This window comes from Shewanella eurypsychrophilus, assembly GCF_007004545.3.
Classification (GTDB): Bacteria; Pseudomonadota; Gammaproteobacteria; order Enterobacterales; family Shewanellaceae; genus Shewanella; species Shewanella eurypsychrophilus.
On record NZ_CP045503.2, the window covers coordinates 883,422 to 899,853 of the forward strand.

A 16,432-nucleotide genomic window follows, 5' to 3' on the forward strand; every position below is an offset into this window, starting at 1 on the left:
CCGAAAATACTAAGGGGATCAGCTGCCGGATACTTGCCTAATTCTCTCAGCCGGGACGCGTAGTTGTTTCATCAGATACACCTTAAAGTCGTCTTGGTAAGACTGATTCTCAACGGCTTTTTGCATGCAGTGTAGCCAAGCTTCACTTTCATCGATACCTACCGACAGATGCTTATGTGCGGCTGGAATGTTGATAGAGCCATAATGCTGCGAATATAGCTTAGGGCCGCCAAGCCAGCCGGAGAGAAAGTAGGCGAGTTTCTGCCGGGAATCAGTGAGATCCTGTGGATGCATTTCCCGGATCTTCTTTGACGAGGAGAACTCATCCATATTCTTATAAAACTCATCGACGAGTTGGGTTATACCCGCTAGCCCACCGGCCATTTGGTAGGAGTTGTCGCCGACCCCAAACTCACCACTTTTTAATTTCATAATTATTATCTAAACCTAGTTTGAACGTTGCGCCAATAGAGTTTATTTTCTTTATATGGTGATAAGACTATCACGGTTAGCTTGCATGAAGTGTGCGGACTAGCGGACTAGCGGACTAGTGGATAAGTGATTCCAAACTTCGTTTGGATTAAAGTCGTGGAATTCCATTCCACACCAGGGCAAGGAGGACTGCTCGTCCTTATCCTCCTTGCATCCACCATGACGCCCCGGCGAAGTTACATGCAGTTGAGTACGGGCCTTGTGCTTATTCGATAATCCTTAACGCTTCCGATGGGGCGTCCAAGCCCCCCGAAAGCTAAACTGACGTCCTGTCAGTTTCACAGGATTAACTTCAACGCCCTTCGGCAACTTCCAACGGGGACCAGTTGTATCTTTAGGCCGCTTTTGGTTGTAGATACAAGCTAATAAGATTTACAGGTTATTAGCTTGTATCTTTCTATCAATAGTTTGATATTCTAACTTCAAAATCAATAAACCTGATTGGCTTAATAAGGCAAAAAAGCAATATAAGAGTAGAAAATCTAGATAAGTAGCCTTTAATTAGCCGGTGTAGGTGGAAGCTATATTTGCTCTTCATCCAAGTCCTGATGCGGCTGCGAGCTTCGGCAACATGGCCGAATATGTTCCATACATTTTTCGGCATTCTCCACATCCGTGTGGGTCAGATGTTGTCGCAGAGCTTACAGGGATACTCTTTATTAAATCAAGAGTCAGCGTTTCGCAGAAGTATTAGGTCGATAATGTTCCCTACACCATTCGACATTTCTTCCATCCATGGAGGTCAGACAATAAGTGCGCCACAGGCAATAGATTGAAATAACGTTCAAAGTTACAAATCAATTATCCAATATTAGAAAATGTAGAATTATAGACAGAGATAAAAGAGAACTATCTATGAGTTCTCAGCCTCACTTTGGCATTGAATACACAACTCTGCGATAGGGTGTATCGTGAGCCTACCGATACCAATACTCTCGCCACATTCAAGACAAAACCCATATTCATTAGTATCGAGAAATATCTGCTTAATACGCAGGATGTGCTGCTGCATCAGCACCTCGCCAGCTTGTGTCATCTGTTGCTGCTGAATCGCATCGATGCGTGACACTCGGCCTACTGCTTGTTGATCGAGTTGAACCGGGGCACTGCGCTCATGGATTGTGGTCAGCTGTTGCTCTAATTCGACCAGCTCATTTCTGAGCTTAGTGAGTAGCTCTTGTTTCTCGCTTGAGGTGAGATCTGCTTGTTTCAAGAGAAGATGTCCAATGAAGAGGGGAGTGAATAAGCTAGCTAATTACCTTCTTTAAAACAAGAGTAAACAGGAGTAAACAAGAACAAACAAAAGGTATAAAAAAAGGCACACAGATATTTTTACTGTACGCCTTCTATTTACGCTGTTCGAAACTCGAAACTCGAAACTCGAAACTGGAAACTGGAAACTGGAACTTATAGCTTAGTCTTCATCTTCAAGCGAATAAGGTAACGGTTTAATCGTTAGTAATGAAGCTTCATCTCCTGCAATCCTAAGCTTGGCTGTATTTTCTGTGTCGTTAGGTAGTACGGCCGTGAGTAAGACTTGTTCGCCGGATTGAACGACCTCTATGATAGTGCCTGTGCGCTTGAAGCCATCTTCGAGGGCCAATTCTAGCTTAGTCTCAAGTGTAATTGTTTCTGAGCTGCTGCCTGACAATATGTATAGAGCGCGCTTGTTACCACCACGATACTTCATGCGGGCGATAGTTTCCTGACCCATGTAACAGCCTTTATTAAAGCTGATGCCATTGACAGCCTGTAGGTTACACATCTGAGGTACAAATGAACCTTGTTGTGGCGCTGCGATATTTGGATAACCAGAATTGATTTCTAAAGCCTGCCAAGCCGATGCATCGAAGATATCTTGGTTAACAGAGGTTAAGAAAGATTGAGCGGTTTCCTTGTCCATTACGATAATGAAGCGAGCGCCATCTTTAAGCAATACGCCACCTGGAATGTCGGTGACCTCCTGCTCGATACTGTTATTAACGCCTATAGTGAAATGATCGTTCACCCAAGTCTGCGCCTGCTCACCTGCAACGCCTAACACTAGATAGTCATCGGTGACGTTAGCCAGTTCGGCTTTAGAGAACACAGCATATTTAGCCAAATGTGGCAGGTCTACTGCTAAGGTATCAGCTGGCATCATCATCATTAGTGCATCGTCGATGGTAAAGGCTCTGAAGCTGGCGAGCATTTTTCCTTTAGGGTCACAGTGTGCACCCCAGCGCCATATATGCTTTTCCAAGGAGGTGATATCGGTTGTGACTTGGCCATGAATGAAGCTACGGCCTTGTTCACCCGTTACGCTCATAAGACCCATATGAGATAAATTAGAGAAAATTAGTGATGGAATTGGGTCATTCAAGTTCCAATTGGGCTGAGAAACGGAAAGCGTCATATCATGTTCCTAGGAAATAAACGGGCTGGAAAGAGCTGATTGTAACTCTAATTTACATAGTCGGAAATAAAGCACGCGCACAATTTTGATGTTGACGCTTTTTAGGAACTGTTTGAAATGAAATAGCCCGCATAATGAATAACATTATGCGGGCTGTTGGTTCTAGTCACAGATTACTGATTAGTGCAGTAGACGAGTTCGAATAGTGCCTTCGATGGCCTGCATCTGTACCAAAGCTTCTTCGGCTTGGTCAGAGTCCACTTCCATCACGACATAACCAATTTCAGCGGTTGTCTGTAGGCACTTGTGTTGAGCTGCGATATTAATGCTTTTTAGGAACTGCCTGAAATGAAATAGCCCGCATAATGGATAATATTATACGGGCTATTATTTTTTAGTATCAGACTGGTATTAGTGCAGGAGTCTAGTTCTGATAGTGCCTTCGATGGCCTTCATCTGTTCTAAAGCTTCTTCGGCTTGGTCTGAATCAACTTCCATGACTACATAACCAATTTCAGCGGTTGTCTGAAGATACTGGGCCGCGATATTAATGCCTTTTTCTGCAAACGCTTGGTTAATCTTGATAAGAATACCTGGTCTGTTGTGGTGGATATGCAGCAGACGCGATGCATCTTTATGCTGAGCCAGTGAAACTTCTGGGAAGTTCACAGCCGTCATGGTCGAGCCATTATCTGAGTATTTAGCCAGTTTGCCAGCCACTTCGATACCTATGTTCTCTTGAGCCTCTTGGGTGCTACCACCAACATGTGGGGTCAAGATAACATTGTCTAAGCCGCGCAGAGGGCTAAAAAACTCATCATCATTTGACTTAGGTTCAACCGGGAAAACATCGATGGCTGCGCCAGCCAGTTTTTTACTGTTAATTGCTGATGCAAGTGCATCGATATCAACGACGGTACCTCGAGAGGCATTAATTAGGATGCTGCCTGGCTTCATGTAAGAAAGCTCCACTTCACCTATCATCTCTTTGGTCTGCGGAGTTTCAGGTACGTGCAAGCTGACAACATCAGCAAGAGACATCATCTCTTCTAATGAATGAATTTGCTGGGCATTACCCAGTGGCAACTTATCTTCGATATCAAAAAATACCACTCGCATGCCTAGCGTTTCAGCCAATATGCCAAGTTGGGTACCGATATGGCCGTAACCAATTACACCGAGCGTTTTACCACGAGCTTCGAAACTACCACTGGCACTTTTTAACCATCCACCTCGGTGCGCCATGGCGTTACGTTGTGGTATTCCACGCAATAACATAATGATTTCACCAAGTACGAGTTCAGCAACGCTTCGCGTATTTGAAAATGGCGCGTTGAAAACCGGGACTCCAAGCTTTTCGGCAAAATTGAGATTAACTTGATTGGTGCCAATGCAGAAGCATCCGATAGCCACGAGCTTTTCGGCTTGGCTTAAAACGGCTTCATTTAGTTGAGTTCGTGAACGAAGGCCGACAAAATGTGCATCCTTAATCGAAGCGACTAAGGATTCTTCCCCGAGTGATGCTTTGTGGTATTCAATATTGTTATAGCCTGCACGCTTAAATACATCAACCGCAGATTGGTGGACGCCTTCCAACAGCAGGATCTTGATCTTATCCTTGTCCAGCGAATGTTTCGCCATGATTTGGGTACCTTCTTCGATTATTGGTATTATGTTAACTAAGTTGATTTTTATATATTAGACACCAGCCACATCAAAATGCTAAATCCCTGCATTTCGAGGTCGTTTGGGTATATAAGTGTTCTATTGACACCTGTCCGACCAAAGTAGCACTTTTTTTGTGCAGTGTGGAGGGCTAGATGGCTAAAGTTATTGTTCTTATACCAAAATATTAGAGTTAATACGTATATGAGGTTCCAATTTTGAATAAACAGTTCGCTTGGTTGGCTATTTTTCTATCGGTTTTACTCTGGTCGGGCATTGAGCCTAAGGACCAATTCACTTGGTTTCTTGAAGTGTTACCAGCTCTTATCGCCTTACCTGTGTTAATTCTGACTCGTCAGCGTTTCCCGCTAACGTCACTGGCTTATGCCTTGGTATTAATTCATTGCGTCATATTGATGGTTGGCGGACATTATACTTATGCTGAGGTTCCGCTATTTGATTGGATCGCAGAAATTACAGGTTCAGACAGAAATAATTACGACAAGGTGGGGCATTTTGCACAGGGCTTTGTACCGACATTATTAGCTCGGGAGATTTTTATTAGGTTAGAGGTAGTTAAGCGCGGAGCTTGGTGTAATTTCTTGTCTTTATGCTTTGCACTCGCGTTTTCTGCTTTTTATGAGTTGATAGAGTGGTGGGTTGCACTGCTAACGGGGGAGGATGCCGAGGCATTTTTAGGCACCCAAGGTTACATATGGGATACCCAATCGGATATGGGAATGGCTTTGGTGGGGGCGGTAACTTGCCTTGTTACACTTGTTAAGTATCATGATGGTCGATTGTCTAAGTTTCACTGGTAACTAGTGAATTATTTTATCTTGTGCAAGTCAGTCTGGTTTTTTATGCGTTAAGATCGCAGTCAGTCGAGATTTTAATGCTAAAAATTGATAAGGAATGGCTTTTTGTTGTAATTTACATTCAGCTAACACTTTTTTACTATGGTATTACGATTAAAACTATTCAAATATACTAAAACGGTTCAAGATAGTAATCATTCTGGTTGATAGGGAAGATCGGCGCGCCCTCTTAGTGCGCAAGTTATACTTTTCAGGGAGAGAAGTGAATGAGTAAGATAGATGAGTTGGTGTTCTTACATCAAGTCGCCGCGCCATGTCATTTGGCGATATTGGCGGAGTCGATTGGATTAAAAACACGTATTGTAAAACAGGTGTCCGAGCTTGAGCCTGAAAGAGACCATAACTGTTTTTATTTGATTGATCATGAAGGTGCAGCCCTAGACAGTAAAGGGATCCCCTTGTTGGCATCACGTTTAGTACCCCATGTTCCAGTTGCGTTATATCAAGTCGATCGTGCAAAACTGGAGCCTGAGTCGGCCTTATTATTAGGAATACGAGGCTTGCTGTATGCCGATCAGCGTATGGATCTGTTATTGACTGGCTTGAGGAAAATGGTTGCCGACGAACTATGGTATGACAGGACTTTGATCAGTAAAATGTTCCGTCAATTAGTGAGCCGTTTAGACAGCGATAGTGATTATTCTCAAGATACCGTCGCCAAACTGCAAATGCTGACAAATAGAGAGCGTACTATTATCCAACTGGTTTCCAGTGGTGCACGTAATAAAGAGATCGCTGATCGCCTTTGTATTAGTGAGCATACGGTTAAGGCGCATATCTCCTCTGTCTTTAGAAAGACTCAATCTCGTAATCGAGTTGAGCTGTTGAGATGGGCACAAACATACCAGAGTCATTTTGAGCTTTGCTCATAACAATTATTATAAGACGTTCGGTCTGAGTGATTAGCAACAGAATTGCTGATCATGACTTAGATTAGAACCATATATAGATCTGTAAGTAACACTGAAACGGCCTTTAAGGCCGTTTTTTTGTGTCTTAAAAATGTATTTTTAAAGTGTGATTAGCTGATTTAGAGCCAAATGATAATATTTTATGAAAGTTTGTTCACTAATCTATAAATTTTTTTCCCTTTTAAATGAACAGATAAGAGGTTGCTTGATGACACCTGTTCTTTGGTAAGCCTCTGATTTTAGATTGTTATAATTTGTTATAATTCTGCTTGTTCTGATTTGCGTTAAGCCATCTAATTTTTTTCTTTGTTTAACAAGTATTTATCAGCCATTAATGTGATTTATATGCTTTTTTTTGTGAGCTAAGTCTGTAAGAATCCCTTGGCACGTTAATAAAAATTAGCGGCGATATTACAATAATGGGGTTGAATAAATGGATAATGTTAAGAAGTTGTCAGTGCTGGCACTGTCAATCGCAGCGTCTTTGCCTATGATGGCGAGCGCAGATGTCATGATTAGTGAATATGTAGAAGGTAGCAGTAATAATAAAGCTATCGAATTGTACAATACGGGTGATACATCCGTCGATCTGGCCGGTTATAAGCTAGTACGCTTCAAAGATGGTGCGGAAACATCATTAGATTTGGTGGCTTTAGATGGTCAGGTGATCGCTTCCAAATCAGTTAAAGTCATCACTCATCCAAGCGCCACTATCACATTGGGCGCAGGTGTAGATTCGATGACTGGCAACTTATATTTCAATGGAGGTGATGCGGTTGCCCTCTTGAAAGACGGTGTTATTGTTGATGTTATCGGTACGATCCCAACACCGGATGGCTGGGGATACGATAAGACATTTCAACGTAATGACGATGTAACTGCGGCTAAAAATGTATTTGATGCGGCGCAGTGGACCGAACTTGCCAAAGATACCTTTAACGGTTTAGGCGCGCGCAGTGGCGCTTTTGTAGGTGGTGAAGTTGAGCCTGTTGAGCCCTATGCCTGTATCGGTGATGTTACTGCTATTTACGATATTCAGGGTGATGGACAATACAGTCCTCTGACATCGTCTTCATATCCTTATGAATCAGCTGAAGCCGTAATAGTTAAAGGTGTAGTGACGGCACGCTTGGACAAGAAGAAAGGCTTCTTTATTCAAGAGGTAGAAGGTGATGGCTCGGCTGCAACGTCCGATGGTATCTTTGTGTCACTAGGCGCAGTCGCACCGGCTGAAATCGTACCAGGTAAGCTAGTTTGTTTAGAAGGTAAAGTTAAAGAAAACTATAAGCAGACTGAAATCGTCGGTAACCCTGATAATTTGGCCATTACCGGAGATGCTGAGCTTCCAGCTGTGATAGCGCTTGTTATCAATGATGGTGAGACCTTAGCCGATGCCTTAGAGCGTCATGAAGGGATGAAGATTAAACTCGACTCCGGCAGTGATATGAAGGTCACCAGCGCATATGGGTATGATGGATATGGCAATACCATGTCACTTTCCCATAAAGCTCCTCTGTTTAAGGCGACTCAGGTTCACCCAGCAGGTTCTGAAGAAGCAGCGGCATTAGCACTGGCCAACGCTAAGAATAAGCTGGTCATTGAAACGGGTCTCTCTGCACCTAATGGTCATATCCCCTATTTCCCTACTTTTAATGCTGAAACCGGATATATGCGTATTGGTGATCAGCTGAATAATATCGAAGGTATGGTTAACTACAGCTATGATGCCTATCGTCTATATGCGACTAATGAGATTGTTGCCGGTGACTTCATCCGCGAAAATGACAGAGCCGGCGCGCCTGAAATAGCGACTAAGGGTGATATTAGAGTTGCCAGCTTTAACGTATTAAACCTGTTTACTAGCGACAGCGAAATAGGTGGTCCACTGAACCCAACTTGTGCAGATCAGGCCGATGCTGATGCGAGTCGAGGCTGTGGTCGTGGGGCTCACACTCTGGACGAATATTTGCTTCAGCGTACTAAGATTGTCAACGCACTCATAGATATGGATGCCGACATCGTGGGTTTGATGGAAGTTGAAAATAATGGCTTTAGCGAGTCGAGCTCAATTCAGTACCTGTTGAATTCGATTAACTCAGAGCTGCCAGCTATCGATGCATATCAATTTATCGAAGCAGCCGATGCTGATAAGTATGAAGGGGAGTTCATCGGTAGTGATGCGATCACTGTCGGTATTCTCTACCGTCCTAATAAGGTGAAGCCAGCCGGAGATGCATTTGTTATTGCAACACCAGAGCAGCATGCAGGCGAAGGCGTCGCGACTCGTGGCGAAGGTGACGATGTTGAAACCAGCCCAGCGTATAACAAATACCAGCGCCATAGCCTAGGTCAAACCTTTACGATCCATGATGAGAAGTTAACGATTGTTGTTAACCACCTTAAGTCTAAAGGCTCTGGTTGTCTGGAAGATTGGTTGGAATTCTCTGAAAGCAAAGACCCAGCCGATCTGCAAGGCAAGTGTAATGAGTTCCGTGTATCGGCTGCAAAGGCTATCGGTGATTCGGTAAAGGACGTCGAGGGTGACTTACTTGTTATCGGTGATTTGAATGCTTACGGCATGGAAGATCCGGTTCGCGTACTCACAGACTATGATGCGGCGACGTCGTCACGAGACGTAGTAACAGCATCATGGACAACGCTTAATGGTGAAGTCTATGAGCAAGAAGGAAGTGTGATTGAGAAAGGTTATGGTCTAATCAACCTAAACACTCAGGCTCATGGTGCGGAAACATACAGCTATAGCTATGGTGGTGAGTTAGGTAATTTGGATCATGCACTTGCGAATACAAGCGCCGCTGCGAGAATGGTCGCTATTCAGGATTGGCACATCAATTCAGTTGAATCCAGCTTATTTGAGTATTCAAACAAGTACACGGGTGATCTGGCTAAGTCTGAGAATGTCTTTAGATCTTCAGATCACGATCCAGTTATTGTCGCACTGAGTTACCCAGCTCCTGTTGATCCGGTTGAGCCTGTTGAACCAGAAAAAAAGGATGATGGTGGTTCTTTAGGATATTTAGGTTTAGCAATGCTTTCATTACTTGGTTTACGTCGCCGTAAACACTAATAGTCAAAAGGTCTAGTTAAGCTTTAGTGATACTTGTCCTTAGCTAAATTTAATCAGTCAAACCGCTTTTAATGCTATTAAAGGCGGTTTTTTCATCTCTATTTAATGAAGTTTGTTCAAAATAGGCGTTTGGAGCTATTTCAATGTAAAAAGGCCATTTTTATAAGTTATTTGTTTACGGTTTCGTAGTTTTTTGATCGCTTTTGCGCATGTTGTTCGGTTTTAAAGGCGCTTGAATACACGCCTTTATCCGTTGAGGTATGTGAGTTATCTTTTTGTTTTTGTGAGTTTTGTTTGCAATGTCTGGTGGTTTTTGTTTGTATTAGGTTTTGATATTGTAAGGCTTTGTCTGGTTTCAGTTCATCATTCGGTTTTTCTGCAAAAAATAGCTAATTATCTCTCTGTGTTTGATACATATCGCTTGCGGCTAATGGGAGCCTGTATACACTGCCGACAACTCATGATTCTAGCGGTAAAAAATGTATGGAAGTTTTCATCAGTTTGTTGGGGATGCTTTGTTTAATCGGACTAGCAATTGCCTTATCTGATAATAGAAGGGCGATTAATCCACGCACTGTATTAGGCGCGTTGGCTTTTCAGGTCGCCTTTGGTGCTTTCGTCATGTACGTCCCTATGGGCCAAAGTATGTTAGATGGCGCCTCTAATGGCGTTATGCATGTCATTAATTATGCTAATGAAGGTCTTAAATTTTTATTTGGTGGGCTTGCGAGCTTTAGTTTAGGTTTTATCTTCGTTATCAATGTGTTGTTTGTAGTGGTGTTTATCAGCGCCCTGATAGCAGTGCTCTATTATCTTGGCATTATGCAGCTGGTTATTGGCGTTATAGGTGGCGGCTTAGCTAAAATCTTAGGTACTAGCCGCGCAGAATCCTTATCGGCTACCGCCAATATCTTTGTTGGGCCAATCGAAGCCCCTTCCATGGTTCGTCCATTCGTAAAACATATGACTCGTTCTGAACTGTTTGCCGTGATGACGGGTGGCTTAGCCTCAGTCGCTGGCGGCACTATGATCGGTTATATCCAGATGGGGGTTGATGTCAAATACGTGCTGACAGCGGCTTTTATGACAGCGCCTGCCGGATTATTGTTTGCCAAGCTTATGTGGCCTGAAACAGAAACGCCTCGTAATGACATCAAGGAGTTGATTGCAGAGCAAGGTGATAAGCCAGCTAACGTACTCGATGCCGCTGCAAGTGGCGCTGCTATGGGGATGCAGCAAGTACTTGCCGTTTCTGCGCTGCTGCTAGCATTCGTTAGCTTGATTGCCATGGTAAATGGCATGTTTGGTGGTGTAGGTAACTGGTTTGGTATTGAAAACCTGACTCTGCAGATGATCTTAGGATATTTGTTGGCGCCACTGGCTTGGGTGATGGGCGTGCCATGGAGTGAAGCTGTTCAGGCGGCATCATTTATCGGACAGAAGATGGTGATTAACGAGTTTATTGCCTATATCGACTTTCTTAAGGTGGCTGATCAACTTTCGGAAAAGACCCAGATTATTATCAGCTTCTCTCTATGTGGCTTTGCCAATATTGGCTCTCTAGCCATGGTGATGGGTGGGTTAGCTGCACTTTGCCCCGAGCGTCGTAAAGACCTCAGTGCTTTAGGTTTTAAAGCATTAATGGCTGCGGCGTTGGCAAACTTAATGAGTGGCACTATCGCTGGTTTGTTATTTAGCCTAGCGGGTTAAGTTTATATTTATATTGACGATGCCAGTGAAAACGAAGCCGGCATCATCTTTATTCAGACTTTATTTTTATTTAGCAGGAAACAATTATGACTCCACATATCAATGCAGCAGCAGGCGCTTTCGCTAAGACAGTGTTAATGCCTGGCGACCCTTTAAGGGCCAAATACATCGCTGAGAACTTTCTTGATAATCCCAAGCTGGTGACTGATGTTCGCAATATGTTGGGTTATACAGGCGAATATCAAGGTAAAAAAATCTCAGTTATGGGTTCAGGGATGGGGATACCTTCAATCTCTATTTATGCCAAAGAGTTGATCACTGAATATGGTGTCGAGAATATTATCCGCATCGGTTCTTGTGGTGCGGTTAGCGATAAGATTAAGTTGATGGATGTGGTGATGGCAATGGGTGCCAGCACTGACTCTGCAGTTAATCGTACTCGCTTTGCTAATACAGACTTTGCCATGATTGGCGATTTCGATCTGTTAAGAAAAGCCGCCGATGCCGCCGAAAAGTTAGGTACAAATTATCATGTTGGGAATCTCTACTCTTCTGATCTCTTTTACAGTGGGGACGAAGCTAGATACGATTTGATGGAAAAATACGGCATCTTAGGTGTCGAAATGGAAGCGGCTGGCCTTTATGGGGTCGCAGCTGAATATGGTGCTCGAGCACTGGCCATGATGACAGTGACAGATCATCTAAGACAAGGCCTGCATTTGAGCGCTGAAGAGCGACAGCATACGCTAAATGAGATGATCAAACTGACTCTAGAAGCGGTCAGTGGTGATCTGTAATAGTTAATCACCTCTAATCAAAAGTTGCCCTACGGCTCTCGAACGTTCACTAAAAGCTGAAATATATCAGCACAAATAATTTAGAACGTTCGAGAGCCATCCCTAATAAAGAAGTTTTCAGTTTTCAGTTTTCAGTTTTCAGTTTTCAGTTTTCAGTTTTCAGTTTTCAGTTTTCACTTACCACTTACCACTTACCACTTACCACTTACCACTTACCACTTACCACTTACCCTCATATTGAGTTCACTTTAGTTAATGCTCCTTTTCCTACTTAGCACTCAAACACTTGTTTAAACTTATAGCTTCACAGTAGACTGTGCTCAATAATTACCTAAGTGGATTGTATTATGAGTATTTGGTTTAGACCTGTGACCTTGGATGATTGCGCCAAGATGGATTCTGGTATGCATGGTAAAGGCACCTTGATGCAGACCATGGGGATAAAGATCACCGAGATAGGAGATGATTATATGGTTGCGACTATGCCGGCTTCTCCTGCCGTCCATAATCCATTAGGCATAGTTCATGGTGGAGCCAATGTGGCATTGGCTGAAACTGTTGCCAGTTATGCGGCAAATTTTGCCGTCGATTTTGAGCATTACTACTGCGTTGGCCAAGAGATAAATGCCAATCACCTGAAAGCCTCGAGAAATGGCACTCTGACAGCCACTGCAAAACCTGTGCATTTAGGTAAACGCAGCTCAGTATGGGAGGTCCTCATTCATAACAGTGGCGGAGACCTTTGCTGCATCTCGCGTATGACTGCAGCCGTCGTTAAGCGTTAGTTAGGCGATAGATAAGCTAAGTGTAGGCTCGCCCTTGAGTAAACTGACTATAGAAATATCTGTAACAGATACATAATAGGCATCTTTATCTATTAACCTGTATTTGGGCTCTATCATCTAAACTGATTAGTGGAGCCTGTGTGATTTCGATAGGTTAATAATTATCTGTTCAGTGGAGTATATGTAAATGGATAGTGCAACAATGTGGGAGTGGGTAGGCTACTTAGCCTCGGTGGTTGTGGCCATCTCACTAATGATGTCGAACATAAAAAAATTACGTTGGTGGAACCTGATTGGTGCAGGGCTTTTCGTCGCTTATGGCTTAGCTATCGATGCACTGCCTGTGGCTTTGGTTAATTTCTTTATTGTTCTCATCGATGCCTATTATATAGTCAAAATTTATAAAGCCGAAAAGGCGATTAACGAACAGCCTTGAGCTTAATATCGTCCTTCACCCTAGTAACGCAGAGCCTGTTAATTTTTGACTTAGCTGGCTCTACCTCAAATGACTGGTCTTTGTCTCTAAACTTTACTGTTTGTTTTCAATCGTAATCTTTGTTAATTCACCCGTGCTTTATTCTCATTTTATCCTAGCTATTCAGCAGATATCACTGCTTGGCTTATTTTACGCTAGCGCTTAATGCTGTCTCTTTATTTAATTGATATATATCAATATATACAATCGTTAAACCTAATAATCTCCATTCCCTTAGTGTATTACTTTATAGGTATCTGTGAAGACTCTCACAGTTCTCTAATCTGTAAATGGAATTGAATTAATCGATTTTAATCGTTTTATGTGGATTTTGTTTTGAACTATTATTTATCCATCGACAGAGTTTATGTGAAGGCTTCTAAGCTTAGCGGTAAAAGAATGCGAAACGGAGCAATAACTATGGCCACTATATTTGATGTTATCGAAGACTGGTTGAGATGATTAACCAAATCAAAAAATATAAGCAAAGAAAATTTTAATAACAAATTTAAAGGATTGGAGAATAATATGACTAAACAAGCTAATTACTTAACCAGCCAAAATGGCGCCCCGGTTGCTGACGATCAAAATTCGATGACGGCAGGTGAGCGTGGTCCAGTACTCTTGCAAGACTTTCACTTATTAGAAAAACTGGCTCATTTTAATCGTGAGCGTATTCCTGAGCGTGTAGTGCATGCCAAAGGTACAGGTGTATACGGTACTTTTACCCTAACCAAAGATATGAGTGAGTACACGATTGCCGATCACTTCAATGAAGTGGGTAAGCAGACTGAAACATTTATTCGTTTTTCAACCGTAGGTGGTGAGATGGGTTCGGCTGATGCTGAACGCGATCCACGTGGATTTGGTTTACGTTTCTATACTGCTCGTGGTAATCACGACATAGTAGGTAATAACACACCGACTTTCTTCTTGCGTGATGGTATTAAATTCCCAGACTTTATTCATACACAGAAGCGTAATCCACAGACTAATTTGAAAGACCCTCAAGCTATGTGGGATTTCTGGGCATTGAACCCAGAAGCTATGCATCAGGTGACCGTATTGATGTCTGATCGTGGCATTCCGGCTAACTATCGTCAGATGAATGGTTATGGTTCACATACCTATTCACTATGGAATGATAAGGGCGAACGTTTCTGGGTTAAGTTTCACTTTAAGACTAAGCAAGGCATAGCGAACTTGACACCTGAGCAGGCCGATATTTTAAAAGGGATCGATCCAGATTCTTCTCAGCGTGATATGGTCGCAGCGATTGCCGATGGTAACTTCCCTCGCTGGGCGGTTAAGGTACAAATTATGCCGGAAGCCGATGCGAACACCTACCATATCAATCCATTCGATTTGACTAAGGTATGGCCACACGCAGATTACCCGCTGATTGAGATTGGTGAGCTTGAGCTTAATCGCATGCCTGAAAACTATTTTGCTGAAGTTGAGCAAGTCGCATTGGCACCGAGTAACTTAGTGCCAGGTGTTGGCGCATCACCGGATAAGATGTTGCAGGCTCGCTTGTTTGCTTATGCCGATGCTCAAAGATACAGAATTGGTACTAACTATAATCAACTACCGGTTAATTGCCCACACGCCACTAAGGCTAACCATCATCAGCGAGCCGGTGCCATGGCGGGGACTCAATGTCCATACAATGGTAGCCAGACAGGTGGAGATGCAAGTCCAAACTACGGGCCTAACAGCACTGAGTCTGCATTAGTTGAGCCGAGTACATTTGCCGAGCCACCTCTGCGTTTAGATGGTGAAGCCGATAGATATAGCCGTTATAACCAGGATGACTTCGCTCAGGCGGGTAACCTTTATCGGATTCTTCCTGAAGATGAGAAAGCTAGGCTGATTACTACTATCTGTGGCAGCTTGAGTGAAACCACAATGGATGTACAGCAGACCATGGTTGAGCACTTTACTAAGGCGGATGCAGATTACGGCCAACGTATAAAGCAGACATTAGGGTTGTAATCAAAGAAGGTCATAGATAAAGAGATGAGGCTCTAGTTCCTAGGAACTAGGGCCTTTTTACTTTTATGGCTAAAACACCAATGTCGCGACACCGAGTAGGGCAAACAGTACCGCGCAGCCCCGATGAATCAAGGTGAGTGGTAGTTTCTCAGCGCTGAAGTGTCCGGCGATAACCACAGGTACATTGGCTAGCATCATTCCAAGTGTCGTTCCTATAACAACCATAGCCAGCGCGTCATACTTTGCTGCTAATACCACAGTGGCAATTTGCGTTTTATCGCCCATCTCGGCAATAAAAAACAGAATGAAGGTAGCAATGAAAGGCCCCATCTTGTAAAAGCGGCTCTCTTCACAATCGACCTTGTCGGGGATGAGCACCCACAGCGCAATAGCAAAAAATGACGCTGCGACTAAGTAGCGAGCCAATTCTGGGCTGATCAAGCCAATGGCCCAATTACCTAGCCAGGCGGCGGCAAAGTGGTTGATCAGAGTCGACAGAAAAATACCGAGAACAATGGCCGTTTTACTGCCTTTTATATGGCTAAATCTGGCGGCAAGTATGAGTGCGAGCAGTTGAGTTTTGTCACCGATTTCGGCGATAGCAACCGTGAAGGTTGAGGCTAGTAGTGGTTCTAGTGCGTCCAAGAGTCTTCCTTTAGGGGGGGCAAAAATCCGAGTACAGAAAACCGGCCCCCCTTTTTATGGGCGGTCACTGCACTCAGGTCTTGCAAAACAATATGAGCCGTCAGCTTAGAGAGTCATCAGCCTATCTAGAGTCACTGTCACGTCATATTGTTGTGAGCACCATGGCGTTGTGGCCAAGTATGTTGACACTCACTCAATCTCAATTATCTAGGTAAAACCCTTCGACAATAAAAATTGATAGCTACTCCCCTGAAGTAGAGGCGTGCATTATACATTTTGAATCTCGAGTCGCAATAACAGAGATCTCAAAAAAGGCAATTTTATCGACTGAAAAAAGGTCAGGTAACAAGAGTGTTTAGCGCTTGCTGGAAACTTGTTGAGCCAGTGTGCAATCTTGTTTACACATGCCATAGATGGCTTGCTCACTGGGTTTGTAGCTGTTAATGTCCCTAATAGTCATTTTAGAGAAAGAGCAGCAATGAAACATTCTTATCTGTTTTTCCCACGATTTATACAGCCTCAATGGCTTTGTCGATAGGATAAAACAACTATTAACTGAGCCATTGAGGCCAATTGAAAATCAAGGTCGATTGACC

General features: G+C 43.3%; 13 protein-coding genes, 1 pseudogene and 1 riboswitch. Of the genes and pseudogenes, 8 read left to right on the forward strand and 6 right to left on the reverse strand.

The window, feature by feature from the left end; genetic code table 11:
* Window positions 1-18 precede the first annotated feature (18 nt).
* The 5 genes and pseudogenes from FM038_RS03610 to serA form a co-directional block, all read right to left on the reverse strand.
* A complete protein-coding gene (locus tag FM038_RS03610; RefSeq protein WP_142872000.1) occupies window positions 19-432 on the reverse strand; it encodes a group II truncated hemoglobin in 414 nt (137 codons plus the stop codon).
* A gap of 913 nt (window positions 433-1,345) precedes the next feature.
* Entirely contained in the window at window positions 1,346-1,705 is a 360-nt protein-coding gene (locus FM038_RS03615; RefSeq protein WP_142872001.1) for a TraR/DksA family transcriptional regulator, read from the reverse strand.
* Between the two features lie 201 nt (window positions 1,706-1,906).
* Window positions 1,907-2,887 carry a tRNA-modifying protein YgfZ gene (gene ygfZ / locus FM038_RS03620; protein WP_142872002.1) on the reverse strand — a complete coding sequence of 327 codons (981 nt, stop codon included), beginning with the start codon at window positions 2,885-2,887 and terminating at the stop codon, window positions 1,907-1,909.
* A gap of 180 nt (window positions 2,888-3,067) precedes the next feature.
* Window positions 3,068-3,220, reverse strand: a pseudogene (locus FM038_RS03625) (phosphoglycerate dehydrogenase); the annotation flags it as partial.
* Window positions 3,221-3,298: 78 nt separating this feature from the next.
* On the reverse strand, window positions 3,299-4,528 hold the full coding sequence (gene serA, locus FM038_RS03630) for a phosphoglycerate dehydrogenase (RefSeq protein ID WP_142872003.1): 1,230 nt from the start codon (window positions 4,526-4,528) through the stop codon (window positions 3,299-3,301).
* A gap of 242 nt (window positions 4,529-4,770) precedes the next feature.
* On the opposite strand from serA, the gene FM038_RS03635 reads away from it, so the two are divergent.
* From FM038_RS03635 to katB, 8 genes are all read left to right on the forward strand, one after another.
* Window positions 4,771-5,373, forward strand: a complete 603-nt coding sequence (locus FM038_RS03635; protein WP_142872004.1) for a DUF2238 domain-containing protein — start codon at window positions 4,771-4,773, stop codon at window positions 5,371-5,373.
* A 263-nt stretch (window positions 5,374-5,636) separates the two neighbouring features.
* The gene (locus tag FM038_RS03640) at window positions 5,637-6,302 is read left to right on the forward strand and encodes a helix-turn-helix transcriptional regulator (RefSeq protein ID WP_142872005.1); all 666 of its coding nucleotides are present in this window, start codon (window positions 5,637-5,639) and stop codon (window positions 6,300-6,302) included.
* Window positions 6,303-6,774: 472 nt separating this feature from the next.
* Window positions 6,775-9,429, forward strand: a complete 2,655-nt coding sequence (gene exeM / locus FM038_RS03645) for an extracellular exonuclease ExeM (RefSeq protein WP_142872006.1) — start codon at window positions 6,775-6,777, stop codon at window positions 9,427-9,429.
* 483 nt (window positions 9,430-9,912) lie between these two features.
* On the forward strand, window positions 9,913-11,139 hold the full coding sequence (locus tag FM038_RS03650) for a NupC/NupG family nucleoside CNT transporter (RefSeq protein ID WP_142872007.1): 1,227 nt from the start codon (window positions 9,913-9,915) through the stop codon (window positions 11,137-11,139).
* 83 nt (window positions 11,140-11,222) lie between these two features.
* Complete coding sequence (gene deoD / locus FM038_RS03655) at window positions 11,223-11,936, forward strand: purine-nucleoside phosphorylase (RefSeq protein WP_199242740.1); 714 nt, start codon at window positions 11,223-11,225, stop codon at window positions 11,934-11,936.
* Window positions 11,937-12,283: 347 nt separating this feature from the next.
* The gene (locus tag FM038_RS03660; RefSeq protein WP_142872009.1) at window positions 12,284-12,721 is read left to right on the forward strand and encodes a PaaI family thioesterase; all 438 of its coding nucleotides are present in this window, start codon (window positions 12,284-12,286) and stop codon (window positions 12,719-12,721) included.
* A 187-nt stretch (window positions 12,722-12,908) separates the two neighbouring features.
* Window positions 12,909-13,157, forward strand: a complete 249-nt coding sequence (locus FM038_RS03665) for a YgjV family protein (protein ID WP_142872010.1) — start codon at window positions 12,909-12,911, stop codon at window positions 13,155-13,157.
* Between the two features lie 567 nt (window positions 13,158-13,724).
* Entirely contained in the window at window positions 13,725-15,191 is a 1,467-nt protein-coding gene (katB, locus tag FM038_RS03670) for a catalase KatB (protein ID WP_142872011.1), read from the forward strand.
* Window positions 15,192-15,260: 69 nt separating this feature from the next.
* On the opposite strand, the gene FM038_RS03675 is transcribed toward katB, so the two are convergent.
* The gene (locus tag FM038_RS03675) at window positions 15,261-15,836 is read right to left on the reverse strand and encodes a TMEM165/GDT1 family protein (RefSeq protein ID WP_142872012.1); all 576 of its coding nucleotides are present in this window, start codon (window positions 15,834-15,836) and stop codon (window positions 15,261-15,263) included.
* Window positions 15,837-15,921: 85 nt separating this feature from the next.
* A riboswitch (yybP-ykoY riboswitch) is annotated at window positions 15,922-16,092 on the reverse strand.
* Window positions 16,093-16,432 lie beyond the last annotated feature (340 nt).

Coding starts and splice junctions, on each gene's coding strand:
- FM038_RS03660 (WP_142872009.1), top strand. CDS start 12,284: ATGAGTATTTGGTTTAGACCTGTGACCTTGGATGATTGCGCCAAGATG.
- FM038_RS03650 (WP_142872007.1), top strand. CDS start 9,913: ATGGAAGTTTTCATCAGTTTGTTGGGGATGCTTTGTTTAATCGGACTA.
- FM038_RS03640 (WP_142872005.1), top strand. CDS start 5,637: ATGAGTAAGATAGATGAGTTGGTGTTCTTACATCAAGTCGCCGCGCCA.
- exeM (WP_142872006.1), top strand. CDS start 6,775: ATGGATAATGTTAAGAAGTTGTCAGTGCTGGCACTGTCAATCGCAGCG.
- ygfZ (WP_142872002.1), bottom strand. CDS start 2,887: ATGACGCTTTCCGTTTCTCAGCCCAATTGGAACTTGAATGACCCAATT.
- serA (WP_142872003.1), bottom strand. CDS start 4,528: ATGGCGAAACATTCGCTGGACAAGGATAAGATCAAGATCCTGCTGTTG.
- FM038_RS03610 (WP_142872000.1), bottom strand. CDS start 432: ATGAAATTAAAAAGTGGTGAGTTTGGGGTCGGCGACAACTCCTACCAA.
- katB (WP_142872011.1), top strand. CDS start 13,725: ATGACTAAACAAGCTAATTACTTAACCAGCCAAAATGGCGCCCCGGTT.
- FM038_RS03665 (WP_142872010.1), top strand. CDS start 12,909: ATGGATAGTGCAACAATGTGGGAGTGGGTAGGCTACTTAGCCTCGGTG.